This is a genomic window from Paenibacillus hemerocallicola (assembly GCF_006265175.1).
Classification (GTDB): domain Bacteria; phylum Bacillota; class Bacilli; order Paenibacillales; family NBRC-103111; genus Paenibacillus_AB; species Paenibacillus_AB hemerocallicola.
This window is the reverse complement of record NZ_VDCQ01000006.1, coordinates 6,074-31,912: the sequence shown is the minus strand read 5'-3', so window position 1 is coordinate 31,912 and position 25,839 is coordinate 6,074. Positions and strand designations below refer to the sequence as shown.

Annotated in this window: 29 protein-coding genes and 1 tRNA gene; 11 read left to right on the top strand and 19 right to left on the bottom strand. The window is 53.4% G+C overall.

Translation table 11 applies throughout. From position 1 onward, the window contains the following. Nucleotides 1-11 precede the first annotated feature (11 nt). Both FE784_RS06010 and FE784_RS06005 read right to left on the bottom strand, forming a co-directional pair. Complete coding sequence (locus FE784_RS06010; protein WP_139601236.1) at nt 12-362, bottom strand: hypothetical protein; 351 nt, start codon at nt 360-362, stop codon at nt 12-14. Nucleotides 363-972: 610 nt separating this feature from the next. Further along, complete coding sequence (locus FE784_RS06005) at nt 973-3,321, bottom strand: FdhF/YdeP family oxidoreductase (RefSeq protein ID WP_139601235.1); 2,349 nt, start codon at nt 3,319-3,321, stop codon at nt 973-975. A 96-nt stretch (nt 3,322-3,417) separates the two neighbouring features. Between FE784_RS06005 and fdhD the strand changes: the two genes are divergently transcribed. Then, nucleotides 3,418-4,221: a formate dehydrogenase accessory sulfurtransferase FdhD gene (gene fdhD, locus FE784_RS06000; RefSeq protein ID WP_139601234.1), complete on the top strand. Its 804-nt coding sequence runs from the start codon at nt 3,418-3,420 to the stop codon at nt 4,219-4,221. Here the strand turns inward: fdhD and FE784_RS05995 are convergent. Beyond that, nucleotides 4,209-4,400, bottom strand: a complete 192-nt coding sequence (locus FE784_RS05995; RefSeq protein ID WP_139601233.1) for a hypothetical protein — start codon at nt 4,398-4,400, stop codon at nt 4,209-4,211. The genes fdhD and FE784_RS05995 overlap by 13 nt on opposite strands. A gap of 223 nt (nt 4,401-4,623) precedes the next feature. Here FE784_RS05995 and FE784_RS05990 point away from each other — a divergent pair, with 223 nt between their 5' ends. Next, nucleotides 4,624-5,391 (top strand): MBL fold metallo-hydrolase, encoded by a 768-nt coding sequence (locus FE784_RS05990; protein ID WP_139601232.1) that lies wholly within the window; start codon nt 4,624-4,626, stop codon nt 5,389-5,391. A gap of 100 nt (nt 5,392-5,491) precedes the next feature. Here the strand turns inward: FE784_RS05990 and FE784_RS05985 are convergent, their stop codons facing one another. Beyond that, nucleotides 5,492-5,737: a DUF3892 domain-containing protein gene (locus FE784_RS05985; protein ID WP_139601231.1), complete on the bottom strand. Its 246-nt coding sequence runs from the start codon at nt 5,735-5,737 to the stop codon at nt 5,492-5,494. A gap of 203 nt (nt 5,738-5,940) precedes the next feature. On the opposite strand from FE784_RS05985, the gene FE784_RS05980 reads away from it, so the two are divergent. Beyond that, nucleotides 5,941-7,185, top strand: coding sequence for an ATP-binding protein (locus FE784_RS05980; RefSeq protein ID WP_139601230.1), 1,245 nt, complete (start codon nt 5,941-5,943; stop codon nt 7,183-7,185). Nucleotides 7,186-7,232: 47 nt separating this feature from the next. Here FE784_RS05980 and FE784_RS05975 read toward each other — a convergent pair whose 3' ends face one another. From FE784_RS05975 to FE784_RS41545, 6 genes are all read right to left on the bottom strand, one after another. Next, nucleotides 7,233-7,682: a GNAT family N-acetyltransferase gene (locus FE784_RS05975; protein WP_139601229.1), complete on the bottom strand. Its 450-nt coding sequence runs from the start codon at nt 7,680-7,682 to the stop codon at nt 7,233-7,235. A gap of 80 nt (nt 7,683-7,762) precedes the next feature. Then, nucleotides 7,763-8,557, bottom strand: a complete 795-nt coding sequence (locus FE784_RS05970; RefSeq protein WP_139601228.1) for an ABC transporter permease — start codon at nt 8,555-8,557, stop codon at nt 7,763-7,765. Continuing rightward, nucleotides 8,541-9,344 (bottom strand): ABC transporter permease, encoded by an 804-nt coding sequence (locus FE784_RS05965; protein WP_246131922.1) that lies wholly within the window; start codon nt 9,342-9,344, stop codon nt 8,541-8,543. The genes FE784_RS05970 and FE784_RS05965 overlap by 17 nt, the downstream gene beginning before the upstream one ends. Then, nucleotides 9,341-10,345: an ABC transporter ATP-binding protein gene (locus FE784_RS05960; RefSeq protein ID WP_246131921.1), complete on the bottom strand. Its 1,005-nt coding sequence runs from the start codon at nt 10,343-10,345 to the stop codon at nt 9,341-9,343. Before FE784_RS05960 ends, FE784_RS05965 begins: the two co-directional genes overlap by 4 nt. Before the next feature lie 217 nt (nt 10,346-10,562). After that, entirely contained in the window at nt 10,563-11,861 is a 1,299-nt protein-coding gene (locus tag FE784_RS05955; protein WP_139601227.1) for a S8 family peptidase, read from the bottom strand. Between the two features lie 163 nt (nt 11,862-12,024). Beyond that, entirely contained in the window at nt 12,025-12,132 is a 108-nt protein-coding gene (locus FE784_RS41545; RefSeq protein ID WP_218103754.1) for a YjcZ family sporulation protein, read from the bottom strand. A 477-nt stretch (nt 12,133-12,609) separates the two neighbouring features. On the opposite strand from FE784_RS41545, the gene FE784_RS05945 reads away from it, so the two are divergent. After that, nucleotides 12,610-12,990, top strand: a complete 381-nt coding sequence (locus FE784_RS05945) for a cupredoxin domain-containing protein (RefSeq protein ID WP_139601225.1) — start codon at nt 12,610-12,612, stop codon at nt 12,988-12,990. A 63-nt stretch (nt 12,991-13,053) separates the two neighbouring features. Here FE784_RS05945 and FE784_RS05940 read toward each other — a convergent pair whose 3' ends face one another. Beyond that, complete coding sequence (locus tag FE784_RS05940; RefSeq protein WP_139601224.1) at nt 13,054-13,350, bottom strand: hypothetical protein; 297 nt, start codon at nt 13,348-13,350, stop codon at nt 13,054-13,056. Nucleotides 13,351-13,434: 84 nt separating this feature from the next. Between FE784_RS05940 and FE784_RS05935 the strand changes: the two genes are divergently transcribed. Continuing rightward, on the top strand, nt 13,435-13,737 hold the full coding sequence (locus FE784_RS05935; RefSeq protein WP_139601223.1) for a 4a-hydroxytetrahydrobiopterin dehydratase: 303 nt from the start codon (nt 13,435-13,437) through the stop codon (nt 13,735-13,737). Nucleotides 13,738-13,752: 15 nt separating this feature from the next. Here FE784_RS05935 and FE784_RS05930 read toward each other — a convergent pair whose 3' ends face one another. The 3 genes from FE784_RS05930 to FE784_RS05920 all read right to left on the bottom strand — a co-directional run bounded on the left by FE784_RS05930 (nt 13,753) and on the right by FE784_RS05920 (nt 16,764). After that, complete coding sequence (locus FE784_RS05930; protein WP_139601222.1) at nt 13,753-14,949, bottom strand: peptidase; 1,197 nt, start codon at nt 14,947-14,949, stop codon at nt 13,753-13,755. 188 nt (nt 14,950-15,137) lie between these two features. Then, on the bottom strand, nt 15,138-16,337 hold the full coding sequence (locus FE784_RS05925) for an HD-GYP domain-containing protein (protein WP_139601221.1): 1,200 nt from the start codon (nt 16,335-16,337) through the stop codon (nt 15,138-15,140). 136 nt (nt 16,338-16,473) lie between these two features. Then, nucleotides 16,474-16,764, bottom strand: a complete 291-nt coding sequence (locus FE784_RS05920) for a DUF1811 family protein (protein WP_139601220.1) — start codon at nt 16,762-16,764, stop codon at nt 16,474-16,476. A 271-nt stretch (nt 16,765-17,035) separates the two neighbouring features. On the opposite strand from FE784_RS05920, the gene FE784_RS05915 reads away from it, so the two are divergent. From FE784_RS05915 to FE784_RS40690, 3 genes are read left to right on the top strand one after another with little or no spacing between them, the layout of a single operon-like run. After that, complete coding sequence (locus tag FE784_RS05915; protein ID WP_139601219.1) at nt 17,036-17,410, top strand: hypothetical protein; 375 nt, start codon at nt 17,036-17,038, stop codon at nt 17,408-17,410. 57 nt (nt 17,411-17,467) lie between these two features. Then, entirely contained in the window at nt 17,468-17,626 is a 159-nt protein-coding gene (locus FE784_RS40695; RefSeq protein WP_176705993.1) for a hypothetical protein, read from the top strand. A 35-nt stretch (nt 17,627-17,661) separates the two neighbouring features. Further along, the gene (locus tag FE784_RS40690; RefSeq protein WP_176705992.1) at nt 17,662-17,817 is read left to right on the top strand and encodes a hypothetical protein; all 156 of its coding nucleotides are present in this window, start codon (nt 17,662-17,664) and stop codon (nt 17,815-17,817) included. Between the two features lie 100 nt (nt 17,818-17,917). On the opposite strand, the gene FE784_RS05910 is transcribed toward FE784_RS40690, so the two are convergent. Both FE784_RS05910 and FE784_RS05905 read right to left on the bottom strand, forming a co-directional pair. Beyond that, on the bottom strand, nt 17,918-19,723 hold the full coding sequence (locus FE784_RS05910; protein WP_139601218.1) for a hypothetical protein: 1,806 nt from the start codon (nt 19,721-19,723) through the stop codon (nt 17,918-17,920). 478 nt (nt 19,724-20,201) lie between these two features. Next, nucleotides 20,202-20,274: transfer RNA gene (locus FE784_RS05905), tRNA-Val, on the bottom strand. Between the two features lie 168 nt (nt 20,275-20,442). Here FE784_RS05905 and FE784_RS05900 point away from each other — a divergent pair. Beyond that, nucleotides 20,443-20,631 (top strand): hypothetical protein, encoded by a 189-nt coding sequence (locus FE784_RS05900; RefSeq protein ID WP_139601217.1) that lies wholly within the window; start codon nt 20,443-20,445, stop codon nt 20,629-20,631. Nucleotides 20,632-20,739: 108 nt separating this feature from the next. Here FE784_RS05900 and FE784_RS05895 read toward each other — a convergent pair whose 3' ends face one another. Both FE784_RS05895 and FE784_RS05890 read right to left on the bottom strand, forming a co-directional pair. Further along, nucleotides 20,740-22,494 (bottom strand): sensor histidine kinase, encoded by a 1,755-nt coding sequence (locus FE784_RS05895; RefSeq protein ID WP_139601216.1) that lies wholly within the window; start codon nt 22,492-22,494, stop codon nt 20,740-20,742. Continuing rightward, on the bottom strand, nt 22,491-23,171 hold the full coding sequence (locus tag FE784_RS05890) for a response regulator transcription factor (protein ID WP_139601215.1): 681 nt from the start codon (nt 23,169-23,171) through the stop codon (nt 22,491-22,493). The genes FE784_RS05895 and FE784_RS05890 overlap by 4 nt, the downstream gene beginning before the upstream one ends. A 215-nt stretch (nt 23,172-23,386) precedes the next feature. Here FE784_RS05890 and FE784_RS05885 point away from each other — a divergent pair, with 215 nt between their 5' ends. Beyond that, nucleotides 23,387-24,436 (top strand): AI-2E family transporter, encoded by a 1,050-nt coding sequence (locus FE784_RS05885; RefSeq protein WP_139601214.1) that lies wholly within the window; start codon nt 23,387-23,389, stop codon nt 24,434-24,436. A gap of 16 nt (nt 24,437-24,452) precedes the next feature. Then, on the top strand, nt 24,453-24,950 hold the full coding sequence (locus FE784_RS05880) for a DedA family protein (protein ID WP_139601213.1): 498 nt from the start codon (nt 24,453-24,455) through the stop codon (nt 24,948-24,950). A 324-nt stretch (nt 24,951-25,274) separates the two neighbouring features. Here FE784_RS05880 and FE784_RS05875 read toward each other — a convergent pair whose 3' ends face one another. Further along, nucleotides 25,275-25,457: a hypothetical protein gene (locus FE784_RS05875; RefSeq protein WP_176705991.1), complete on the bottom strand. Its 183-nt coding sequence runs from the start codon at nt 25,455-25,457 to the stop codon at nt 25,275-25,277. Nucleotides 25,458-25,839: the final 382 nt, after the last annotated feature.

The following is a 25,839-nucleotide window of genomic DNA, read 5'->3' as shown; positions in this document are numbered from 1 at the left end:
CGGCCGATCACTTATCCTTTTCGAAGTCGGAAGTCCGCCGGCTGCATGATTTGTACACCCTGAACGTGACCGTCGTGCCTTGAGCCGGCCGGCTCTCGATATGCACTCTGGTCGTATTGCTGCATCAGCCTCCGCTCCGTGTTGGGCAGTCCGATGCCTCGTTTGCATTCCGAGCGGATTGCCAGCACATTGCGATTCGTCCCCTCGTCCATGCCCAAGCCGTGCCGGCCGCGCATATCGAGCACGCCCTGCACCGCCCGCGGGTGTTCGGGAGACGATTGCAAGGCAATCCAGAGCATGCGCACCCTGGTAAGCACGATGGTCATGGTTCCGATAATAAGGAGTATTTTACGTTTGGTCATACTGTAGGTTTCAACGCAAAAAGCGGTTTTTCTCTTTTCCTGCCGCAGGAGTGCCGAAATGGGGCATTGGAGCGCCCCAAGCTTATTGTTGTGGCATTGCAGCAAAATTTTGTTAGCGGAATATGCCGTCGCGGTGTAACAAAACTATTACAGCAAACTCCGCATACAGGAATGTATACACCACTTGATCGGCAAAGGCCGGCTGCCTTTGCCGGCGCCTTGCGGACGGCGGGTCTAACAAATAGCGGAACTTGAGTATGCTATTCACTCGAGCACTCGTGTTGATGACAACATAGCGGAAAACCATTCCGTTATTTCACGGCTCACGGTCATTTTCACCCCGAAAGATCGAGATAAAGGATGTCTGTTCCGCTATTTTCAAGTGTATAACGGAATTCGGGACCACAAAGGAAAATAGTTCCTCTATTTCCGTCAACACGTTGCACCCACTTTATCAAGGGGCTTCCAGGTTGTATGCGGATTATGCTGTCTCAGAAAAAAACCGCAAGACAAGCCTTCCGCTCCTTTCGGGTCTGAATGAACAAAAAAGCCGCGAAAGCGCGCGGCTTTTTGCTCGATCCCCAGTTGGAACCGGATTCGATTGAAGCGGTTACGGATCGATCTCCAGCTCCTTGACCCGCCGCTCGGCATACCGCGTATCCTTATACGCAAAAAACGTCTCCGCCTTCTCGACGATCGCAGCGCCGTTATACTCCGGAATGCCGGCTTGCGGCTCGTAGACGCCTTTCGGAAACAGTACGTTCCCTTCCGGCCAGTACACTTCGATATTGCCCTTCCGGATATCGGCATATTTGGCGCGCCCGTACAACGTTCCGCTCCTGTTATAGACGACCACCGCTTCCCCTTCCTCTATACCGAGCTCGCCGGCATCGGACGGATGAAGCAGTACATCTTCGCGCATGGCCGCATTGAACGGATCTTTGCGATCGTACACCATCGAATTGAACTGCTTCCCTCTCCGGGTCGTCACATAGAAATGCCCCTCGGGCTTTCGAAGCTCCGGCAATTGGATCGGGATAAGCTTGCCTCTGCCGTCCGGGGTAGGACATCTGCCTTCCTCGCACAGCCATACTCCTCCCCATTGGAAGACGTCCCCGGCTTTCGAGAGGTGCTGGATGCCGTCATAATACGGTACCGCGACGGCAATCTCGTCACGTATTTGCTGCGCCGACCGGAATGCGATCTTCGACTTCAGCCCGGGCTTCACTCTTGCGGCCAAATCCGTGATGATCTCCCATTCCGCGCGCGCTTCTCCGACTCGCGGGCCTTCGATCTCGGGGCTATAGTAGACCATCCGTTCCGTGCTTGTCGATGTCCCGCCCCCCGGCTGCTCGTAACGCGTCATCGCGGGCAGCACGATCACTTCCTCCCGGGCGTCGGCGAGCGTCGAAGTATTCAGAATGATATCCTGGTGAACGCGCAGCTCCACGCTTTCCAGACAAGTTCTAATGAAGTCCGGCTTCGGCATCGTCTCCAGAAAATTGCCGCCGCTCATATACAGCACGCGCGTACGCCGATCGTGACCGTCCGGCAGCAGCGCATTCTCCAGCGACAATCCGACGATGTCCCCTTGCCATGACGGTATCGGAAAGCCCCACAGCTTCTCGAACCGATTGCGGCTCTCTTCGTCGATCGGCCCGCCTCCGGGCAGCGCCATCGGCTCCGCGCCCATTTCTCCCGCTCCCTGCACGCTGCTATGTCCGCGAATCGGCATGAGTCCGCATCGTTCCCTCCCGACGAAGCCGCGCAGCATCGCCAGGTTCGCAAGCTGGGATACGTTGTCGGTACCGAACCGGTGCTGGGTCAAGCCCATGCTCCAGACGAACACTGCGCTTTTCGCCGCAGCCAGCATCCGCGCGAATTCGCCGATCCGCTCCCTCGTCAAGCCGGAGCTTTTCTCCAGCGCGGACCAGTCGAGGGACGTTACATGCTTCCGAAGGTCCTCATAGCCGCTCGTATGCTCATTGATATATTTCCGGTCCAGCGCCGAGCCCGGACGTTCCTTCTCCATCTCGAACCAATGCTTCATAACCCCATTGACAAGAGCGATATCGCCGCCGATGTGGACCTGTACGAAATCATCGACTATTTTCGTGCCGAATAGAGCGCTTTCAGGAATCGAGGGAATCCAATAGTTTTCCATGGCCGGCTCGCGATACGGGTTGACCACCACGATTTTCGTCCCCGCCTTTTTGGCTGCATACATATATTTGGTCGAGACCGGCTGATTATTGGCCGCGACGGAGCCCCAGAAGACGAGCACATCGGTGCCGATCCAATCTTTGTAGCTGCAGCTTGAGGCGCTTATACCGAGGGAGCGCTTCAGCGCCGTTTTGCTCGGGGAGTGGCAAATGCGCGACGCGTTGTCGATATTGTTGGTGCCGAGGAACCTCGCTGCTTTGGAGGCGGCGTAATACACCTCGTTGGTGATGCCGCGTGCCGTCCAGTAAAAAGCGAGCTGCTTCGGATCGATTCCACGGATTTTGTCCGCGATCCGGTCAAGCGCTTCATCCCACGTTATACGGGTGAACCGGTTTTCCCCTTTCCTCCGCAGCAGCGGGTACGGAATGCGCCCAAGCCTGCGCAGCTGCGCGCTGTCCATCGTCTTCAGCCGCTCGATATCGTCGAACCACCCCGGGTCGATTGCCGGCATCGTATTCAACCTAAGCACGTTCAGACGGGTCGTGCACAGATGCGGGCCGGTTAGCGTCCGGTCTCGAAGTCCGGACACGCCGAGCGCGCAGCCGTCGCATACTCCTTTCGTCAAGATCCGGTAGGCGTAGGGCAAATTATCGCGATTGTCGTAAACCGCTTTCAACGTATCCCATATATGGTGAGGCTTCACCTTGCCTAGGCCAAGCGGAGCGGGACTTACCCACAGCGACGGCTTCGGCGACTGGTCGAGCTTGATCGGTCCGGAATGCTTCGTTTTTCCCACGATGAGCTCCTCCGTTCGCTTGGGTTCCATGCTATTATGATAACATGAACCCGCCACGGCGGCATCCCGAACTTTCAATCGAACAGGAGTGGTTCCATGTCCTTCGACCCATCCGTAACCGAATGGTCAATCCGAAAATACGCGGGAGACGCGTGGACGGAAGAAGACGACCCGGTAGCGGTCGAATTTCCTTTAACCGTCTTCGTCAATGACGCGGAATTTGCCACGCTCGTGTGCTCTCCAACCCACCTGGAGGAGATGACCGTCGGTTTTCTGGCATCCGAAGGCGTCATTCGCTCCCATGGCGACATTGCCGATATGAGCATCGATACGGAACGCGGCTTCGCCTATGTCGGGCTCGTACGGAAGGACACGCTCGATCCGGCCATATTCTCCAAACGCCGAATCGGCTCCTGCTGCGGCAAAAGCAGGCAGTCTTATTATTTCCACGCCGACGCCCAGACGGCCAAGCCGATCGAATCGTCGCTGACGATCGACGCGGCTCGCTGCTACGAGCTGATGCGCCATCTGCATTCGGCATCGGACACGCACCGACACACCGGCGGGGTCCACGGCGCGGCTCTATGCGGCGATATGGGGATAGCCGCTCATTATACCGATATCGGCCGGCACAACGCCTTGGATAAATTGTATGGCTACTGCTTGATGCACGGCTTGTCAGCCGCCGATAAACCGATCGCCTTCAGCGGGAGACTTTCCTCGGAAGTCGTGCTGAAGGCGGTCAAGATCGGATCTCCCATTCTGCTGTCGAAGTCGGCGCCGACCGATCTGGGGCTTGCGCTCGCCGACGAGCTCGGGCTAACGGCCGTAGGATTTCTTCGGGGGGGCGGGATGAATGTGTATACGCATCCGGAGCGTATCGTCGCTCATTTCATGTAACGTGTCAGCACGCAAGGGATGCCGCCCCCGACCGCGCCCGGCCGTTCCATTCTGGCCATATATTTGATGCCGCGGGCGCACTGCTGCTTGCAGACGGAGCATACGTCGGACGTGACGAACTTGTACTGTGCCTGGGGTCTGGCCGCAGATAGGTGCTTTTTGATTTTTTTACCTGCCATCGCTTTACCTCCCGCCACTCATCGGTCGAATGCTAATTTCGCACTGTATCCTATGCGGAAGCGGATTATGCAGACTCGGCACCTGTCCCGGGTGCCGTTTTTTTATTCAATAGGACTTTGTCCCGTGAAAATTTTGTCGAATGCCCCGTGTACATTCTTTAAATCTTCGTGGAAAAATGATACATTTAAACTAATGTGTCTTTTTGGCCGAAGGAGGTCGCGTATGAGTATGGAGATCCGGATGATCGGCACCGGTCAGGCATTCGCAAAAAAATATTTCAACAACAACGCACTCGTGACGTGCAACGGCTATACGCTAATGATCGACTTCGGAATTACCGCACCGCTCGCGATGTACCAAATGAACGTCCCTCTCGATGCAATCGACGGGGTTTTCGTTACCCACCTTCATGCCGATCATATCGGCGGCTTCGAAGAACTGATGCTGCGGTTGAAGTTCAATTACAACAAAAAGCCGACTTTGTTTATCGAAGAAAATCTCGTTTCGCCTTTTTGGGAACATTCGCTCAGGGGCGGCCTGGAATTCGGAGCGGACAGCCGGCAAAAGCTGGATGATTTTTTTCATATCGTGACGCTGAAGGTCGGCGTCCCCATGGAAATCCATCCGGGGTTCCGTCTGGAAATATTGCCGACGCGACATTTTTTGGATATGCCGAGCTACTCGGTCATTATAAACGAACAATTGTTTTACAGCGGAGATACGGTATTCGATCCGGAGCTGATCCGTGCCGTTCACGAGCGGGGCTGTATGTACTTGCTTCACGATTGCCAGCTGGAAGGCCACGGTCTCGTACATGCGACCCTCGCGGAGCTGCTGACGCTGCCGGATACGATTCAGCAAAAAATATGGCTGATGCATTACGGGGACAACATGGACCAGTACATCGGCAAAACGGGACCGATGACCTTCTTGCTTCAGCACGAGACTTACTCTTTTCCCATCAAGGCCTCGGCTACCAAGAACGAATGAGCGCAGCCGACTGACCCGACAGCCTTCATCCCGGCTATCGCGATATGATCGAACGGCAAAAAACCGGGCACAGAGCCCGGTTCCTTCCCTACATCTCCAATCAAAACGCCGGCAAATTATCCAAATTATTGCTCGGATCCCCGTCGGCGTCTCCCCGAATATACGTTTCGCCGTCTCTACCTTTAAATGCATTGACGCCGCGGATCGTACCCGTTTTCACTTCCGTCAACGCTTGCTCGTAATTCAGCACCCGGCCGGCTGACGTTTTGAAGGCGGTAATATCCCCGTCCCCGTTTTTTTGTACGGCTACGAAGAACTCTCCGTCGTTTCCCGATTCGATGTTCATATCGTGCGTCTCCTTCCTGCTTATAGATTGCATCTTTCATCGATAGCTTCCCCTGCGACAGCCCCTTTTATGAACCGCGATTAAGAGCATTCATTAGAACTTAAACGATTTTTAAACAAATCTTTAAGTTTGGAACTACCAATCATTGACACGGAATGGTATTGTGGTCTTAACTTTCTTAACATTACGATGGAGGTAATGTTATGCTGCAAGGTGTATGTTGGGCTCTGGCGGGATTGGGCATGATCGGCTTCATCGGCACCTACGGGATGCTTCGCTTCGCGTCCCACAAACGTAGAACGGATAAAAGCTATCGCCTGTTGGGGACTCGCGACGTACTTACCGGCCTGATCCATTACGAAGAGTTTCAGGTACAGTTGGAGCGGCTGCTGCGTACGGAATCGAAAGTGCTGGTCGTCGTGATCGACTGCAATGACCTGAAATCGGTAAATCAGTCGCAAGGTCCGGCGGAGGGCAACCGGATCTTGAGGCAGATTGCCGATCTGATAAGCGCTTCATTCACCGATGCCGCTCTAATCGCGCGTTACGGCGGGGACGAGTTCGCGATGGCCTTTTGCAAAATCGACGCCGAACGCACGAATTCGGTCAACCGGTTTCTGGAATCCGAAATACCGAAGCTGACCGGCATACATATCGCTCACGGGCATGCTAGCTTTCCTGACGACGGTACGACGCACGAACAATTGATGCACACGGCGGAAATGAATATGGCCGCTATGAAGCGCGAGCTGTGGCTCAAGCGCGAAAACCATATCGCCAGGTCGGAGAAGCTCCGCGTAATGGGCGAGCTCGCATCGGGCATGGCCCATGAAATCCGCAACCCGCTCACTACGGTTAAAGGCTTTCTTCAAATATCCCGTACGAACGGGTACAATATCGAGCCCTGGTATGACATGATCATGGACGAGATTAACCGGATGACCGCGCTCACCGGAGAATTTTTGCGTTTCTCCAAGCCTCATGCGACGGATTTCAAGCTGTTTCCGCTGCAAACCTGCATTCAAAGAGTCGTGTCGCTGACAGAATCGGAAACGGCCCGTCTCGGTCACGAGCTCGTCTGCGAGATGCCGCCGCACCCCGTGCACATATGGATGGATCAGGACAAAATCGTGCAGATGCTGTTGAATATGGTGAAAAACGCTTACGAGGCGATCCCGGAGCAAGGTATCGTAAAGCTCGGAATGTCTACGACGAACGGCTTCGCCGTCATCGAAGTGCGGGATACCGGGATAGGCATGACGGAGGACGAGCTGGAGCGCATATTTCAGCCCTTCTATACGTCGAAGGAAGAAGGAACCGGACTCGGTCTTCCGATCTGTCAGAAAATCGTCCAGGATCATGGGGGGAGCATTGAAGTCGAAAGCGAGAAAATGAAAGGGACGGCGTTCCTTATTTCGCTGCCGCTCCCCAAGCCTACGGGCAGCTGAAAGCGCAAACCGAAAGCGCTCCGGGCCGGAGCGCTTTCGCGTTTCTTTCAAAGACGGTCAGTAAGTCTCTTTCTCATGCGCACGTGCAAAATGCCCGCATCGTAAAACGGCTCCTCCGAAACGACTTCATAGCCGAGTCGTTCATAGAAGGGCTGTGCCTGTAGCTGGGCGTCCAGTATCGAGTAAGCAAATCCTCGCTCGACGGCAAGACGCTCCAGCGCATCCATCACGATTCGTCCGCAGCCGCTCCCTCTGCGCTCGCGTTTTACGGCGACACGCTGCATTTTGGCGGTTTGCGGATCATAGGCCTTCATCCGAGCGGCCGCCACCGGCTCCCCTTCGTCCAGCACCAGTATGTGGCGGCAAGGTGACTCCAACGAGTCCAGCTCATCTATTTCCAGCTCCGCCGGCACCTTCTGCTCGACGACGAACACTTCGCTGCGCAGCTGCAAGCATTGAGCCAGCTGCTCCGGATTGTTTACGTATACGACGTTCATTAGCCTCTCCTCGTCAACTTGATTTCTTTGCTCCACTTCCTAATAAGTATACCATAGCCGGATTGAGCGAAGCCGTACCGTCAGGAGCGCATCGAAATCATGTTCCCGGACGAATAGCGTTTGAGCCCCCGGTAAAAAAACAGAATGCCGACCGCCGTCAGCATGGCCGCCATCCCCGTTGCCCCGGCCAAAAACGGCCAGCTCACCTCTCTCAGCAGCCCGATCGGCAAATAACTGATAAAGCCCGCGGGAATAACGGTAAACAGCACGAGTCGTCCGATCCCGCGAAAAATATCGGTAGGATATGTGGAAAAGGTGACGAACCCGATGAATACTTGCTGGCCGATTCCTTCCGCATTGCCGATATAGAAAGCGAGCGTCTGCGCAATGACATTAAAGAATACGAAAATGGTCGTGGCCAGCGTCAATGCGAATGCGAACTTGAACAATCCCGATACCGTATGGTCGCCGAATACCGCATACAGCATCAAGCCGAACACGACATCTCCGATGGCGGATACCGACATCCGGCTGATCAGAACGTGCAGCAGCACCGGCTTCGGTTGGATCAAATACGTGTCCAGCTGTCCATTCGCGATCATGCCGGCCATCGCATAGCTGTTGCCGAACAAGACGGCGGAAATGCCGAACCCGCCCGCACCTACCGCCCACATCATCATGACGTCGGTCAGCTCCCAGCCGTTCACGATCGGAAACTTCGTGAAATAGACGCCCCAATAAAAAATCCAGACCACATTATTGACAAGCATCATCCCGGCCGTCAAAAAGAAGCTCATCCTATATTCCATCGCCCCGGCCAAATTCAGCTTCCAGCAAGCCAGCACGAACCTTAACAGCTTACCCGCCGTTGACATTGAGCTTGCGCACCCCTTTCCCGTATACGAACGCTGCCGCACATGCAAGCAAGGCCGCCCATCCCCATTGAATCGCCATCATGCGCAACGCTTCCGAGACATCGGCATGGACCGCCGTTTTAGCGGTAAAATAGGCTACCGCCTGAAATGGCAGCCATTCGCCTACAGCTCTGAGCGAGCCGGGAAACATCTCCATCGGCAGCAGCATTCCGCCGATCGTGAACAACAGCTTATTGTACACAAAGTCCAGTCCGCGCGTTTCCTCCACCCAGAAAGCGCATAGCGAAATCAGCATTGTAAGCAAGAAATTGACCGTAAACGCCCCGACCATGACGAGCAGACAGAGCGGGACGTTAATGCCGGGCGGCGACCAGCCGAACCACAGGAAGGCCAGCGCCGATCCGAGCGCCAAATTTACGATAACGCGAACGGAGGCTTCCCCCATATAGCTCCCGTAGTGCATCAGCAAATAGCTCGCCGGACGAATGAGCTGATAAGCGATGTCGCCGTTTTTGACCTCGGCCTCCACTTTGGCGTTCAGCTTCGGAGAAGCCAAAATAACCGACTCGGCCACGGCCAAATACCAGATCATTTGCTCGAACGTATATCCGGCGATTTGCCGTTCGCCGACTCCATCGTAAGTGACCGACCATAGCTGGAAGAAGATGAACAGGATGACCAGGAGGAACAAGGAGCGGATCAGGAAATCGAGCACATAGGCCAGCTGATTGCGGACGGTCATATGCGCATAGGCGGCGTATTTTGCCAGTTTGCGGACGGCAATCACGGCAGCTCCTCCTCCTTCCGCGCGGCATTCGCGTAAATGTGCGTAATGATTTCCTCCATCGGCGGGTCTTCGATCGTGACATCCTCGAGGCGGTAACGGCTCACGATATGCGCGAGAACTTCCTCGATCGAGGTGACGGACGTATCTACCGACAGCTTCAACCGGTTGCCTCCCTTGCGCATTTGAACCACGCCCCGGATCTCGATCGTTTCCGGTTCATCCGCGAGCAGCAGCTCGATCGTTTTGCGGGTCAAGTGAAGCCGCTTCAAATCCGCCACTTTGGCGTCCAATACGATCTGACCGTGATTGATGACGATGGCCCGGCGGCACAACTGCTCGATATCTCCGGAGTCATGGGAAGTCAGGAACACGGTAATGTTCTCGGCTTCGTTCATTTCGCGAAGAAGCTCGCGTATTTTCTGCTTCACGACGACATCGAGTCCGATGGTCGGTTCGTCCAGAAATACGATGCCGGGACGATGAAGCAGCGCCGCGGCGATTTCACAGCGCATCCGCTCCCCGAGCGACAGCTTCCGCACAGGGACATCCATGTAGGGACCCAGCTCGAACCGTTCGACCAGCTCCGCGCGCCTGCGCCTGTAGTCCGTCTCGTCGAGCTCATAGATGCGCCTCATCAATTCGAACGTATCGCCCGGCGGCAAATGGTACCATAGCTGCGATTTTTGGCCGAACACCGATCCGACCCGGTAAGCCAGCTTTTTGCGTTCTTTCCATGGACAGTACCCGAGCACCTCCGCATGGCCGTCGGAAGGATGGAGAATGCCGGTGAGCATTTTGATCGTCGTCGATTTCCCCGCTCCGTTCGGGCCGAGAAATGCCAGAAATTCGCCGGCCTCCACTTCGAAATCGATACCGCGCACCGCGGTCTTCTCCGTATATTCGGGTTTGAACAGCGCGCGAACGCTGCCCGCGAAGCCTTCCTTTTTCCGTTTTTGTCGAAACCGTTTCGTCAATCCGTTAACCCGAATCGCCCTCACCATCGCTTCTCCTCTCTTCACGACGATTTATCGGAGTAACGCAACAAAGACCTGCCGCAGTCCGCTCGTCGTGAGCCGGAACTTGCCACAGGTCTTTTATCCCTACGGTGTAACGCAAAATCGATTTCGCGTCCGGCTTCGCTCGGTTCGCCGGCGCGTCAAAGCGCGCGCCACGGATCCCTAGAAGCCCTTCCAGTAATATTGTTATATATTACCACGGTTATTTGGAAGCTGGCAATATGCGATTTTCAATAAATCGCACGTTCAGCTCGCCCCGGCCCTGCGCATTGGAATTCGCTCCGCGCAGCCGGAAGGCGTTGCTCAGGAGCCGCTGTTTGACCCGCCTGTTCGTAAGCTTCGGAAACCGCTGCAGCAGCTGAGCGGCCCCGCCGCTGACGATCGGAGTCGCCATGCTCGTGCCGGACATTTTAAAGTAGCACTTTCCGACCCGGGCGGAAGGGTCTCCGCGATCGGTCGAGGAGCCCGGCGAACGGAGAGAGACGATATTGACGCCGGGAGCGGTCAAATCCGGTTTTATTTTGCCGCCCGCGACCGGTCCCCGGCCGGAAAAAACGGCCACCCGGTCGTCTTGTTGCCGCACCGTTCTTCGGTCGTCCACGGCTCCTACCGTAACGAGGAGCGGGCTGATGCCCGGGGACTCGATCATTCCCGCTTCCGGCCCGGAGTTGCCTGCGGCCGTTACGACGACGAGTCCCGCACGCCACGCCCGTTCCGCCGCGCGGCACACCGGATCGTCGGAGCAGCTCTTAAAGCCCGGCGAGCCGAACGACATATTGACGATGCGGATGCCGTATTTTTTGCGGTTGCGCAAAATCCAGTCGACGGCAGCTACAACGTCGGAGCTGTTCGCCTGCCCGTTTTTGTCAAAAGCTTTGACCACGACCAGCCTTGCCTTATTTGCCGGCCCCTTATACTTGCCGCGCGAGCAGAAGCCGTTGCCCGCGGCATCGCCTGCTACATGGGTGCCGTGCCCGTTGTCGTCATAAGGCTTCTTTTTGCCGCCGACCAAATCTTTAAACGCCACGATCCGGTTGACCGGCTTCGTCAAATCGGGATGAGGGTATGCGCCGGTATCGACAATGGCGATCGTTACGCCTCTCCCGCCGATCCCTCTTCGCTGCAGACCCGAGGCGCCGACCGACGGTGTCGCGACGTTCAGGCTGACCTTCAGCTTATGGTCCAAATGAACGTGCTTCACGTTACGGTGACAGCACCATCGATGAAGGCAATGAGGCGACATCCGCGCGGATATGACCCGCATTGCGGACATGCGTCTCAGCATTTGGAAATGATGGGCTTTCTTCACGATTCCGCGCTTCAAGGATTCGATCCAACGATGCGTCGGTTTCCGGTCAAATTCGATTATGACCGGGATCGTTTTCCGTCCCGGCTTGACCTTCGCGCGCCGGTCCGCTATGGAGACGGCCCGACGCAAATTCGCGCTCATTTTCGGATGAACCGCTGCGCTTCGCCGTTTTCCCTTCGGTTTTCTGGGCATATCCGGATTTCACCACCTATACGTTTGCCACAGTATACGCGATACGTTCGACTCCGGACTGGGCATTTGCCCGAAGCGAGACGCACATAGCCCGAATACGGATCGCGGCAAAAAGAAGCCGGGGCGCCTGAGGCCCCGGCTTCCGACTAACCGCCTGCGGCGACTAGCATTTGGCACGGCTGATGATGACAAGCAGGATGAACAGCACCAGAATGACTCCCGTCGAAGTGAAAGCGTGGGCTTTCGGATGACAGTGCTCGACCGCATGCATATTTACGAAATTGACCGATACGGGTCCGTGATGCTCCGGCTTCATGTTCGGGACGGCCGTAATCGGGGCGACCAGATTCGGATTCGGCATCGGCATATGCATCGGCATGGACATGGACATCGGCATATGCATCGGAGCCGGCGCGGTGTTCATAACCGGCTTTTGCGAATATTCCATTATTGCACCTCCCTTTGACCTTCATCTGCCAACAGTCTATGGGGAACCACCCAGCGGGAACACGGATAAACACCCAATCGGGGCAAAATGGACGGCTGCCCACCCTATCGCCGAGTCCCCCGTACGGCCAAGGCAGCCCGTTCGGATCGATCACCGTTTGTACCTTCGGCTGATGGGCAACAATGATTTTATCGGCATTGTTCAACGATTTGTCAAAAAGACGTCGGATATGCGAATGGATTTGAAAACCAAAATATCGTATAATGCTTGAAGTGACATTTCGAACGAGGAGGACCACACGTGTATAAATGGATAATGTCCGTCTTGTTTTTCGGGGCGTGCGCATTCGGCCTGATCTTTTTGATGGTCAGCTCTAAACCGGAGAAAAGCGAGAACGAAGCAGCAGCCGAAGCCGGGAAGCCTCAGTTGAAAATTACGGCCAGCAATTTCAAGTTCGACCAAGCGGAATACAAGGTGAAAAAAGGGGAAACGCTGCAAGTCGTAGTAAAAAATTCGGAGGGCGTTCACGGCATAGACATCGCCCAGCTCGGCATTTCGCTCAGCGGCAAAGAGCTGTCCAAAGAAGTGACCTTCGACAAGCCAGGCACCTACGAAATTATGTGCAACGTTCCATGCGGAGCCGGACACGTCAACATGAAAGCGAAATTGATCGTCGAATAACAACGAGAGAGGGACAAGCGTCCCTCTCTTTTTTCGTTTCCTTATCGTGTCCGCTCGTGTCGGCTATATCGTCTTCTCGATCAAACGCTCCTGCTGCACATATTGCTTCAGCTGCTCCTTCTCCCGCTCCGTAAACCGGTATTCGCTATCGCAGCCTTCATCCAGCACGACGTATTGAATCGGCTCCCCGTCCGACCGGCAAATGATCAGCGCCCCCGGCTCCGTCAAATCCTCCGGCCATCCGGTGCCGTCCTTATTCAGCTTCAAATAGATGTCTATGTAAGGCTCCCGGCGTTCCACAACCGGCCGATACGGCCGCAGATCGGCTTCGAACATCAATTCCGCATTAAATTTAATCATACCGGCCCCCCTCGGCTTGGCATTGGTGTATAATGATATGGGCAACAAAGCAAGCTCATCATTCCATAACGAGGTGATCTTCCCATGGCGAAATTAACCGACGAACGCATCCAAGAGCTTCTGGAGACGCGCCAAGGATGGACGCGCAAGGACGGGAAATGGCTAGTGAAAAAGTTCAGGTTCCCGCTATATATGAAAGGCATCGAATTCGTACAGCAAACGGCGATGACCGCCGAAGCGCTCAATCATCATCCGATGATCGCCATCGAATATAAGGTCGTCACCATCAGCGTGACCACCTGGAGCGAAGGCGGCATAACGGCGCTCGATTTCGAGCTGATCGACCGGTGCGATAAGCTTCACGGCTCCATGTGCGGTTCCGATTAATCGTTCGACCGTCCGCTATACGGCATTCCTCCGACTTTTTATCCATGAGTACAGAAGCAGTGCTCCGAGACCGATGCATTCCGCCAAGAAGACGACCGCGTCCCAGAACGGCCCCCCTTCTGCGGGGAAGGCTAGCCTTGGAATAACGGTAGTCAACGACACGATAAGCTGGGGCGCAAAAAATAAAGCAATCATTCCAAGGGTGAATACATATCCCGCCGCATAGAATACCGCATACCATTTCACAGCCCGTTCCTCGATCGCCCGGGCCGGATCGCCTCCGCGTCCTCTCAGCTTGACTGCAAGCCACTCGCGGCTTCGCTCCATCAAATTGTAACATCCCGTTCCGTTCTCCACAACGTAGTACAAGTCCGTCTTCATATAGAAGCAGCATTGGAATACAAGCTTCACGACCAAGTCCAGAGCGGCGAACGCCGCCAGCTTCGCTACGAATCCCGGCTCGCCGGGCAGAGCGAACTGTACGGCCAAGCAGAGCAGCAGCATGACCTGATCCATGCCGGCTCCCGCCAAATAGGCCCTGTTCCGCTGCTTCGGCGTCAACCGCCACACCCCATCCATCTCCGTCTCGAATACGACAAACAGGAACCGGTGTCCGATACCGAGCTTTGCCGGCAAGCCGAACGAACGTACCGCCATAATATGTCCCAGCTCGTGCAGCATAAGCAATACAAAGGAAATTCCCAGCCAGATCAAACTGTTCAGAGCCATCGATTCGAACAGGAATACATCCCGGTATTGCGGGAATAATCCCGGCTTGGCGATGAATAGCGCAATATTCATGATGATCACCGACACATACAAAAGGCGCATGACGGGGTGAAACCAGAACCGTGCGAACGGCTCCGATATCCAGCCGAAACCTCCGCTCTTGAGAGGTTTCGCGTTCGCGCTTCGCTCCGAATCGGATTCGCCGCGTACGGGAATTCCATCCAGCTCGGCGACAAGCTTTAATTCGAGCAATTGCTCCGCAAAGCCGATCATATCGATCTCTTCGTCCGGAAACCGTGCGGACAGCTCCTCCTCGATCGCCTCCAGACTAAGGCCTTCGCGCATTCGCTGCAGCGCCTGCACGCTCGGCTCGGACATTTCATAGAACTCCCCGGCGGTTGCATCCTCCACGATATAGCCTTGACGGTCCGGTCGAACGGTCAGTTCAACCGGCATCACCTTGCTTCGGGACGTCACTTTCACGTCGCGTTCACTTCCTTTCCTTCGACAGAGGCACCCGGGCTTCTCGAGCGGCATGAAAAAAGGATGCGGCCGAGACGGCTGCATCCTTCCGCTTCCTTACCCCCAAATTCCGCACCACCAGCAAGTCGTCTTTACTTTGGCCAGCTTTCTGATTTTCATCTATGATTCACCCCCTTATCGAAATCTGTTTATCCCGATACCAGAGCATTTTTGCCGGAAAACCCGGCCTCCTTGCCATGCTCCGCCTGGACGTATTGGGCAAGCGATGGAAACGCTTCTTGAAACACTTCGACGATCAACGGGTCGAACTGGGTGCCTTTCCCTTGCACGATCCGGTCGTACGCCTCCTCGAGGCTCAGCGCATCGCGGTAAGAGCGTTTGGTCGTCATGGCGTCGAATGCATCCGCGACGGCCGTTATTCGTGCCATCAGCGGAATTTCCTCTCCCGCCAGCTTGTCCGGATAACCTCGCCCGTCCCATCGCTCGTGGTGGTGGAGAATTACGCTCACGCTATCCTGCAGACCTTCGATATGCTTGATGGCGTTCACGCCTACCACCGGATGCGTCTTAATAATTTCAAATTCATTGTCGGTCAAGGATGACGGCTTGGTCAATATATGATCGGGGATGCTCACCTTCCCCACGTCATGCAGCAGGCAAGCGTAATAATACGATTTGATTTCCTCTTCCGAAAACCGGTTCAATCGTTTGGCAATCTCGAGTGAAAAATGGGCAACCCTCTCGCTGTGTCCTCGCGTATACGGATCTTTAAGCTCCAGCGTGGCGACGATGCCTTTCACGATGCCTTCCATTTGCCAGTTGAAGGAGTCTCGTATCGCGTTCACATAGCCGATAAACCGGTTTAACATAATATAAGACATGGAGGACAAAATCGGATACAGCGCCAACGGCAGGATCAGGGTCGGTTGATGTATCGCCGCGAACAACAGCACATACTTGCACGTCAACCCGCCGGTGACGATCCAGAAATACCTCTTGTTCAGAAAAATCGGAGAGAACAGGACAAACAGGACTTCTCCCACATTGCTGGAATCATACGATTTGTCCGTGCCTATGTAGACGATCAAATCGTTGATCACCGTTGCCGCCAAATACGCGTAAATGTAGACGTACTTGATGACGGTCGGCTTTTGTTTTCTGATCAAGTAAACGGCGATGGGCAGCAATGCAAGTTGTATCAAATAGATCCCGTACCCGAATCCGCCCGATGGGAGTCCGATCTCTCTCGTATGACTCATATATTTGGGAAAAATGTAGAAATAAAACGCGTCGAACGAGAAACCGATTACGTAAAACAACACTAAAAATAACTTGATCGCCCGCTGCTCCTGATTCAGTACCGTAGAATAGAGCAATCCTTTATGCATGCGGTTACCCCTCTAGAACGCGATGCCAGCCGGAACTCCGCAACTGTCGAAATAAGGGATATGGTGCGATTGTAATACTATTTCGACCAAAATTACTAAATTCCTGCAAGCATCTTCGACGTTTTTTTTGATTTCATCAGATCCGTCTGAGCATGGAAATAGGAAAACTGGATTCGTCCTCCGAGCCCATCCGGCCCCATGCCATAATGCCGTTCACGTAATTCAGCTCGAACTGCTCCGAATACCCTTCGACTGCATAGATGCCCGGCGAAAACGATTCAGCCGCCAGCGTATAGGCTTTTGCCATCCAAATTTTACGTTCGAGCATCTCCGTCTGACTCGGAAACTCCGCCCGCCGCTTCTCCGCTTCCAGCTTGTCTACTTCAGACAAAAGCTCGTCGCGGCTCATTTCGCCGTATCGTTTCATTTTCCTCCTCCGATAGTTTCAATTGGGTAGTTTCGCTCCAATATGTTTTACAGCTTAACATTATCATAAATTGTCGATTTTTCACAACGCGAAAAAAGTATCAGAATAATGACAAAAACGCCCCGGAATGGGTTTCCCAAGAACTACCACCTCTCTTTTTCATTCCCTTTCCTGTCGACTGCCGTTCTATTCCTCCATTTTCGACACGGCCTATACTTGGCTATGAACATGTATATACTACGTACAAATGATTTCGAAGGCAGGTAGAGCGATGAGCGAATATCCCGATGGAAGTACTCTGCACGAAGCAACGAGCGGAAAATGGCACCGACTCGAAAAGGGAATAAGGAAAGGAACCTTTCTAATCGAATTCTCCGATACATTGCTTGTCAATATTCATGTGAATGCCAAGAGCATCCATTTGCTTATGCTGGAGGATGACATTTTTCGCTATATGGGCGACTTTTCATTTGAAGGCTTGGAGGATCATCGGAAATTTTTGTTCTATAGTCTAGGCATTGATCACGTCCATTTCAACAATGGAGATATTCGCGTGGATAACCCCGACTGCAGCATGTCCACGGTTTTTGTCAAGTTAAGCCATGACAAAAGAAAGGAAACCGGGGACAAGCTTCAGGGACTATGAGCCGATGTATAAATCCGGGACGATTCGGAATGATAATCTTCGTGAAAGGCGGTGAAAATGTTGGAAAAGGAAATACGCGACGAGCATGGACCTACCATCGCGCCCGGAATGAATACGAGTGATCCTTTGGAAGAGAAAGCGTCGGATGAAGACGTGGAGCGCGGAGAGTTTACGGAAGTCACCCGATTGTATTTGGATCGAACCCCCAAGGATTGATGCACAGGGCTCAATGATAGGAAGGAGAGAACGCCATGCCTGACGACTATAGTGAGAAGCTGACCAATAATGAAGAAACCGAGGGCAAGGCTCGCAACAAACCGGACAATGTCCCGATTTCCACGCCGGCCTATTTGGAAAACGACATTTATAATGTTGCCGACAAAGATACTTATATCGACGAGCCTTGATGAGGATCGCCTCAACGTGACATCGCCCGTTTTGGTCCATGCGTTAAGCTCCTCGAGCGACAGGAGATCAACGCATGGACTTGAGCTTGCGAACAGAGGCTTACTCTTCCAGCCTATCTATTTGCAGCAGTAAAAACAAGATGTCATTCCGGTCAAAAGTGCCGTCCCCCGTAATATCGTCACGGAATTGAAGCATATATTTCACTACGGAATTTATCCTGATCGCCGCAGCAGGATTGCCGGAGGGTAACGACTTCAATCGTTCTCGCAAGATGTCGGTTTCCATCTGTGATTTGACAGGAAGCCCTCTCCATTCCAGAATCGATTTTCCTCCTTTATCCATAACGGCTCCGGAATCGACATTCAGAGTGATTTGCTGTAGTTCGTTATTTGCAACATAAGGATTCGCAAGTTTCAGTACAACCACTTGATGCGAAGCATAGCTCGCACTGCTTATGGAAACGGCCGGTCCATTCAAATGGAACTTCTCTTTGGTCAGCGGTGTGCGGAGATCCAATGTATGATTAAATTGCAAAGCAATCTCCGTCCCATTTGAATTCATCGCAGCGACTGTAATTTTAAGCGGATCCTGATCCGACACAATGTTGTTGATCTGAATCAGGCCTATTGCAGATTTGTTTCCTACGCTATCTTGCCCTCTGGCTTCCACTGTTCCATTGGCCGTCATGACGACCTCGGAAGAATCCGTTACAGATTTCCAGTCGCCTCCGTCGATTCGGTATTCTTTTACCGTGGCATCGCCCCAATTGGAAAGGGTCACACGAACAACGCTGAGGGTAGGATTAGTAATATCCGCAGAGAGACTTGGCGTGGTCGGAGCCGTTTTATCGATATTGCTCACCGTAAGCATTCCGACACCGCTTGTATTTCCGGCCGCGTCCACCGCGTAGGCATAAACGACATTGTTCACCGAAAGAGTAATGGACCCGACATATCCCTGTGCCTCGCCAGTTCCAATTATGTATTTATTCAGCACCGAATCCCCGGGGTACTCAATGGTCACCTTCACATCGCCATTCGTCGGTGTCGTTGGCGTGGCGCTCAGCGTCGGTGTCGCAGGGGCAGTTCTGTCTATATTGGATACGGCAAACGTTCCCGTGCTGGAAACTATGCCTAACGAATCCTTCCATCGGGCATGAATCGTCCCATTATCCGTCATAACGACCGCTGAAGTATAACCGATCCAATCCGTTCCATTGAGGCTGTACTCCTTCAGAACGGCATCGGCCGGGTAGATGATCGTCACGCTGACAGTATCTCTTGTCGGTATATCCGGACTTCCGCTTAATGTCGGTGCGGGCAATACCGAAAGAGGCGCGGTCACCAACGTCGGGGTTGACGACGCATCGACATTTATCGTGATTTTGTAATTCAACCCCGTTAAGCCGCCGTAATCATGGAGAACCATCCCGATCTCATTTATGCCGGCTTTAAGCGCGCCATTCGTGTATGTGTCGCCGGTCACAGTGCCTTCCGTAGTAATATCGGACACGTAGGTGTTGTTCAGTCTGATCGTGACAGCATTGTCGGCCTTGAATTGGAATAGGGTCTGCGGCTTGGAGAAGTCATCCGGAAGGATGAACCGAACGCGGTAAAGGACATCCATGCCCGCACAATCGGAACCGGAAGGACCGCAATTGATCCAGCTGTCGGTTCCTTCTATAACCCCCCAGGGATGCACCCCGTACAAATACGCCCGGCGCCACGTTTGCCCGCTGTCCAGCGAGAATTCGGTGTACTGATCGGTCTGCCCCGTCGTGCCTTGGGCTCCGACAATACTCAACGTTTGAGAAGAGGCGGCGACCACGGTAGCAAAGGCAAAATGAAGGACTACGAAAACAAAAGCCATGCTGAATAGGATCGATACGATCAGCTTTTTGGTCACGATGAACATCCTTTCCTCAATTCGAAGTATATTCCGGCAAAAAGTTGAATCGACTCATTCCCTGGCATTATTGACTATTCGAAAATTAGTTCTTAAGTCTCATTCCTTTCCACAACTCATTCTATACCCAACCGGCATTTCCTTCTTTCAACAGCATTTTATGACACCACAAAATCTCCAGCATCATTAACGCATATTCGGCAGCGAGGAAAACAAGAATATCCTTCTCGCTTTCATGAGTCGAACGTTTATGGAAGCGTGCGAGCTTGCTGGAAGTGGCAGGAGAAGAAGGCGAATCGATCGGCAATCATAAAGGGAAATTATTTTAGAATTGACAGGCCTTTCATCAGAGGAAATGGAGAAGTTTAATCGGATCATTATCAAATTGGCTGCGCAAGGGATGCTCATTGCAGCTTGGGGAGAAAATCATCAACAAAAATAAAAAAAGCCCTTGACATCAAGGACTTCTTCTGTAATATGATCTGTAGTGGGCTCGAACCACTGACCCCTACCCTGTCAAGATAGTGCTCTCCCAGCTGAGCTAACAGATCGTATTCGCTGGTGACAAGGAATATAATATCAAGATTCTATGGACATGTCAACACTAATCTCGATTTATTTTTCATTCTCTCTTTGCCATCTATTCTAGCGAAAGTTCGGCGGTCTGCAAGGAAGGGATTTCCCCTGAACTGCCGAATTGTACTTGTCGGAGGTGTCCCATGATCGAGAAATATTCGCTCGCCAACGAGCCCGATAAAACGATGTTCATTTTCGCGTCCGGCAACAAGGTATACGGACATATTATCAAAAACCGGACGGACAAAGCACCGGCCAAGTTTATATTCGAGACGCAGCGGTACGACAGCGCCGACGCGCTCAAAGCCGATTACCCCAAGGCGGACGAGTAACAGTATCCTGCGGGCCGGCGTTACTGCGCGGCATCCACTATGATCGGCACAAAAAAAGGTCGGACACGGGTCCGGCCTTTTCATGGTCTTGTTATTATTTCCCATTCCTCATAAATCGAAATAAAAAGAAACTCCGCGTCCGGTGTTCATAACCCCATACCGGCTCTCATGCAGCTCCAAGATGAGCTTGACGATCGCGAGTCCGAGTCCCGTCCCTCCGGTCTTTCGGTTGCGGGAACGTTCCGTACGGTAAAACCGCTCCCATACATGCTCGATCTGGTCCTCCGGAATCGGTTCTCCTTCATTCTCGATCGCAACGCGCACCCGGTCGCGCTCCTTATCGATCCTTACCGTAATCTCGCTTCCGGGAACGGCATGTCGAATCGCGTTCATCATTATGTTGAACAGCACCTGCTCGATTTTGACCGAATCGGCGTGGACTTCTTGTTCGTTGGCCGGCACAATGACGACTTTCAGCTCTTTGATGCTCAAATGATGCGACAGCTTGTCCACGATATCCTCCATCAGCTCGCTGATGGAAAACGACGTTTTTTTCAGCTTGATCGTTTTCGACTCCAGCTTCGTCAGCTCGAGCAAGTCTTTGACGAGCTCTTCCATTTTTTCCGTTTCGTCCAAAATCACTTCCGTGTAGCGCTCGCGCTTGCTTTCGCCTACGCCGTCCTTCAATCCTTCGGCAAAGCCTCTTACGATGCTTAGCGGGGTTTTCAGCTCGTGTGAGACGTTTGACACGAATTCTTTCTGCATGCGCTCGATTTGCCGCTTGTTCTCCATATCTTCGCGCAGCTGGTCGTTCGCCTGCTGCAGCTCCTTCAGCGTAATGCCGAGCGTCTCGGACAGGCTGTTCAAGCTGTCGGACAAGCTGCCGATTTCGTCGTTTCTTCGCATCGGCGATTTTGCCGCGAAATCCAGCTTCGCCATGCGCAGAGCCACGCTGTTCAACGACAAAATAGGCTTGGACACGATGCGCGAGAACACCAAGGATAACAGCACGATAAGTGCAAACCCGCCGATTCCGATATATACGTAGAACAGCTGAAGCGCATCGTAAGCTTCGTTGATTTGCTGGAGCGACGTATAGGCGAATACGAGCTCGGTGACTCGGCCGTCCCTCAGTACGGGCTGGATAGCGATGTAACTGCGCACCCCGCTCCACGAATCGGTCCATTCCTGCTTCACCAGGTGTCCTTTTTGCAGCTCGGCCGCATGGACTTCCTTTAGCGGGAACCATTCCTCCAGCGCGAGCGATAACATACCCTGCCTCATATTCCATTGCTTGATACCGGGGAGCAGCAGCTCGGTAATGTCTCCGCTGACGCGTATTTTCGGGAAAGGCGTCTCGATTCCTTCCGGACCGCGAATTTCCTTTGCCCCGGCCTTCTTGATCAGGACCGGATACAGCCAATCCCGCGCCGCCTCGTCCTCGAAAAATCCTTCGACCTCGATCCGGTCGCCGCGCTTCAGCTTCGCCGCCTGCAAATCCCGGCCTTGGGCGGCCGCGAAGGGCGACAGCGATATTTTCACCTCGTGCCCGTCGGCCTCCCGGATTACGATGCGAAACGGGTTGTCGTGCAATATTTTTCCTTGCGGCGTCAATACGGCCATCTGGGACTTGTTCCGGTTAATGAACAAGGCGATCTCGCGGGAAATGCGGGAATCGTCCTCTTTCGTCTGCTCGTACTGCTCCGCGAACGATTTCAGCTTCTTCTCGAGCGCGCTCAGCTTGTGATGCTCGTAAAACCGTTCGAAAAACAACAGCTGGCAAACAAGGACGATCGCATATAACGCGATAAAAAACGACGCCGTAATCGCAAACAGCTTGACAATGATTCCGCGCCTCTTCATCGGTCCTCCTCGAATTTATAGCCGGAGCGGATCACCGTGCGAATATGACGGGCCTCTTCGCCCAGCTTGCCGCGCAATTTTTTGATATGCGTGTCCACGACTCTCAAATCTCCGAAATAATCGAAGCCCCATACGTGGTCCAATATCGTCTCTCTGGACAGCACGATGCCTTCGTTTCTGTGCAAATAGAGAAGCAGCTCGTACTCCTTGGGCGATAGCTCGATCCCGTTTCCATCTATGTCCACGCGATGCGCCCGTTTGTTAATGGCTACGCGGCCGAAGCGGACAAGATGGTCGTTCTTGCCGATCGTGCCCTCCGCCCGTTTGATCAGCGTTTTGGCCCGGGCGATCAATAGTCTCGGACTGAACGGCTTCGTGACGTAATCGTCCGCGCCAAGCTCGAATCCGAGCAGTTTGTCGTCGTCCTCCGACTTCGCCGTCAGCATAATGATCGGCACGTCGGATTGCGCCCGCACCCGCTTGCATACCGTCCAGCCGTCCAATTCCGGCAGTAAAATATCGAGAATGACCAGATCGGGCTTCAACGTTTCCAGCATATCCAACGCTTGCCTGCCGTTCTCGGCTTCGTATACGTTCCACTGCTCGCGTTCGCAATAGTCCGCCACGATTTCGCGGATCCGGCTCTCGTCCTCGATGAGCAGGATGTCTCGCTTCATTTCTGCGCACCCCCGATTCCCGGTATCGCTACAGTTGATCGAGCGTCTACACGTTTTATGTCCAGTATAACCGATGATTGTGTTTTTTGTATGTCCAGAACCGCCGCGACAACGCAAAATGTTCCGTTCACCCCGCTATGAACACATGAAATACACAACATTTTGCTAATATGATTGAACTCCAAAGACGTGTCCTCCGCAGAAAGGATGTTTCCATGAACTTCATCGTCACCCTCCTGCAAAAAAAAGATGCACGGCGATTCTTGATCCTCGCGTTGTTTTGCTTGCTGCTCGTAATGCTGCGCAGTATGCTCAACATTATGCTATTGACCTTTCTGCTTACTTTTCTGATGGACAGACTGCATTTCCATACATCCCGTCTGTTGAACAAGGTCGTACCGGTGAATTCCAAGCTGGTGTTGTCGCTGCTGTATGCGACACTCACGGCGCTCCTGATCGCCGGGGGCTTCAAGCTTTTTCCGGCGCTTATTAATCAGACCGGGCAGCTGATCGATCTGGTGAAGCGCGTCAATACGATGCCTCAAGAAAACGAACTGGCCGGCTATCTCGTTTCTTTCCTGAATACGATCAATATTCAAGGCACGGTCAAGCACGGACTCGAATTCGTAATGAGAGTCAGCAATTGGGGATTCCATCTATTTCTAGCCCTGCTTCTTAGCTTGTTCCTGCTGCTCGGCAAAGAAAACGTAGTCCGGTTCACGAGACAATTCCGGACGAGCAAATTGGCTTGGCTGTTTAACGAAGTGGAATTTTTCGGACGCAAATTCGTCCACACCTTCGGCAAGGTTATCGAAACGCAGCTGCTGATCGCCTTTATCAATTGCATCGTAACGACATTGGCGCTATGGCTGATGGGCTTTCCGAACTTATTCGTGCTGGCGCTGCTTATTTTCGTTCTCGGGCTTGTTCCCGTGGCGGGCGTGTTCCTGTCTCTGATTCCGCTATGCGCCATCGCATACAGCATCGGGGGAATTTTGTACATCGTCTACCTGCTCGTAGTCATTACTGTCGTTCATGCCTTGGAGGCATATGTGCTCAACCCGCGGTTGATGGCGTCGAAGACCAACCTTCCGATGTTTTACACATTCGTAGTGCTTCTGTTCTCCGAGCATTTTTTCGGCGTATGGGGACTGATCGTCGGAATTCCGACCTTCGTCTTCTTGTTGGACATCCTGGACGTGCAAGCGATCGGGAAGCCGTCAGACCGTTCGGCCCAACAGCCGGAGGAGGAACACTCGCACTAACAGATGGAGTGAGACGATGAGTTTTGTTCAAGACATGGTCGCCCAGTACGGATATATCGCGCTGTATGTTCTGCTCGCCCTCGGTATCGTCGGCATACCTATTCCGGATGAACTGCTATTGACGTTTGTCGGCTACTTGACTTCTCTCGATCTGCTCGATTACCCTGCCGCCTTGGCGGTCAGCTTCCTGGGAGCCATGACCGGAATGGTATGCAGCTACTGGGCCGGGCGAGCATTCGGCAAACCGTTGCTATGGAAATACGGCAAGTGGGTCAAGCTGACGCCGAGTCGACTCGGGAAAGCCGAGAGATGGTTTAACCGGTACGGACTATGGACCGTGAGCTTCGGTTATTTCATCCCTGGCATTCGTCATTTGACCTGTTATTTGTCCGGCGTAAGCGGAATGGACCACCGGAAATATTTATGGTATGCCGGCTTCGGCGCTCTGTTATGGTGTCTGTTCTTCATCACGCTCGGATATTTCGTCGGAACCCGAATCGATTTCTCCGGATGATCGACGAGAGCTTCGAACAAGCAAAAAAGCCACTCTCACGAGTGACTCCAAAGCCATGCAACAATGGCCCAAACCGGTGCAACGAGCATGACCGCAAACAGTAATCCTCGAACGGCGGAGCCGTTTCGTTCCATATCGCATCACCTCTGTATTCGGTGACTCCATTCTATGTGCCCGTCGTATAAACTATGATCTTTTTTCCCGACATAGCGCCTCTTATACGCTACTAATCTGTTGCAGATCGTCCCATTGTTCTGCGATCCTAATCATTTCTTCAATAAAACGGCTCATCGCTTGTTGGTCCCGCACATCGCATGAACCTTCTTAGGCGAGAACGAACCGTTCATGGCCCGCCGCCGCGGTCTCGTCCAAGTTTTTGTCCAGCCTCTTGAGCATCGTCTCCTTGGAAGGCAATTCCCGTTGCAGGGCATCGCGCGGCGGCATATTCGTCCTCTTTTCGTGAACGAAATCCGCTTTCCATCCGAACCTGCGTGCCATTTCCTCCACGATTTCATCCCGTATACTCGCTGTTGCGGCATTATCCTGATCATTTTGCCGTGCCATTCCACCGCACACAAACATACGTTCGGTTTCAGTATTTCAAACATCCGTTCGCCTGAATAGAAAATATTGGAAAGGATAAGCCCAAATCGTATAGGCAAGCATCCAGCGTGCCCAGAGCAACATATGCTGTCGTATCGAAAAAGGAGGACTGATTCAAATGTCTTACAATCCATACTCGTTAGGCACGCAGCAAGTTTACCCGACGGCTTATCTCTTCCCGTATTCTTATTCTCCGTTCCAGCACGGCGGTTGGCCGGGACACTCCGGATGGCATGGCGGTTGGCATGGCGGTCAAGGCGTCGGTTGGGGCGGACAGCATGGCGGA

Excerpts from the sequence above, each read along its gene's own strand:
- FE784_RS06010 (WP_139601236.1), bottom strand. The coding sequence starts at position 362 with ATGACCAAACGTAAAATACTCCTTATTATCGGAACCATGACCATCGTG.
- fdhD (WP_139601234.1), top strand. The coding sequence starts at position 3,418 with ATGTCCTTCGACCCATCCGTAACCGAATGGTCAATCCGAAAATACGCG.
- FE784_RS05995 (WP_139601233.1), bottom strand. The coding sequence starts at position 4,400 with ATGGCAGGTAAAAAAATCAAAAAGCACCTATCTGCGGCCAGACCCCAG.
- FE784_RS05990 (WP_139601232.1), top strand. The coding sequence starts at position 4,624 with ATGAGTATGGAGATCCGGATGATCGGCACCGGTCAGGCATTCGCAAAA.
- FE784_RS05985 (WP_139601231.1), bottom strand. The coding sequence starts at position 5,737 with ATGAACATCGAATCGGGAAACGACGGAGAGTTCTTCGTAGCCGTACAA.
- FE784_RS05980 (WP_139601230.1), top strand. The coding sequence starts at position 5,941 with ATGCTGCAAGGTGTATGTTGGGCTCTGGCGGGATTGGGCATGATCGGC.
- FE784_RS05975 (WP_139601229.1), bottom strand. The coding sequence starts at position 7,682 with ATGAACGTCGTATACGTAAACAATCCGGAGCAGCTGGCTCAATGCTTG.
- FE784_RS05970 (WP_139601228.1), bottom strand. The coding sequence starts at position 8,557 with ATGTCAACGGCGGGTAAGCTGTTAAGGTTCGTGCTGGCTTGCTGGAAG.
- FE784_RS05960 (WP_246131921.1), bottom strand. The coding sequence starts at position 10,345 with ATGGTGAGGGCGATTCGGGTTAACGGATTGACGAAACGGTTTCGACAA.
- FE784_RS05955 (WP_139601227.1), bottom strand. The coding sequence starts at position 11,861 with ATGCCCAGAAAACCGAAGGGAAAACGGCGAAGCGCAGCGGTTCATCCG.
- FE784_RS41545 (WP_218103754.1), bottom strand. The coding sequence starts at position 12,132 with ATGCATGCGGTCGAGCACTGTCATCCGAAAGCCCACGCTTTCACTTCG.
- FE784_RS05940 (WP_139601224.1), bottom strand. The coding sequence starts at position 13,350 with ATGATTAAATTTAATGCGGAATTGATGTTCGAAGCCGATCTGCGGCCG.
- FE784_RS05935 (WP_139601223.1), top strand. The coding sequence starts at position 13,435 with ATGGCGAAATTAACCGACGAACGCATCCAAGAGCTTCTGGAGACGCGC.
- FE784_RS05925 (WP_139601221.1), bottom strand. The coding sequence starts at position 16,337 with ATGCATAAAGGATTGCTCTATTCTACGGTACTGAATCAGGAGCAGCGG.
- FE784_RS05920 (WP_139601220.1), bottom strand. The coding sequence starts at position 16,764 with ATGAAACGATACGGCGAAATGAGCCGCGACGAGCTTTTGTCTGAAGTA.
- FE784_RS05915 (WP_139601219.1), top strand. The coding sequence starts at position 17,036 with ATGAGCGAATATCCCGATGGAAGTACTCTGCACGAAGCAACGAGCGGA.
- FE784_RS40695 (WP_176705993.1), top strand. The coding sequence starts at position 17,468 with ATGTTGGAAAAGGAAATACGCGACGAGCATGGACCTACCATCGCGCCC.
- FE784_RS40690 (WP_176705992.1), top strand. The coding sequence starts at position 17,662 with ATGCCTGACGACTATAGTGAGAAGCTGACCAATAATGAAGAAACCGAG.
- FE784_RS05900 (WP_139601217.1), top strand. The coding sequence starts at position 20,443 with ATGATCGAGAAATATTCGCTCGCCAACGAGCCCGATAAAACGATGTTC.
- FE784_RS05895 (WP_139601216.1), bottom strand. The coding sequence starts at position 22,494 with ATGAAGAGGCGCGGAATCATTGTCAAGCTGTTTGCGATTACGGCGTCG.
- FE784_RS05890 (WP_139601215.1), bottom strand. The coding sequence starts at position 23,171 with ATGAAGCGAGACATCCTGCTCATCGAGGACGAGAGCCGGATCCGCGAA.
- FE784_RS05885 (WP_139601214.1), top strand. The coding sequence starts at position 23,387 with ATGAACTTCATCGTCACCCTCCTGCAAAAAAAAGATGCACGGCGATTC.
- FE784_RS05880 (WP_139601213.1), top strand. The coding sequence starts at position 24,453 with ATGAGTTTTGTTCAAGACATGGTCGCCCAGTACGGATATATCGCGCTG.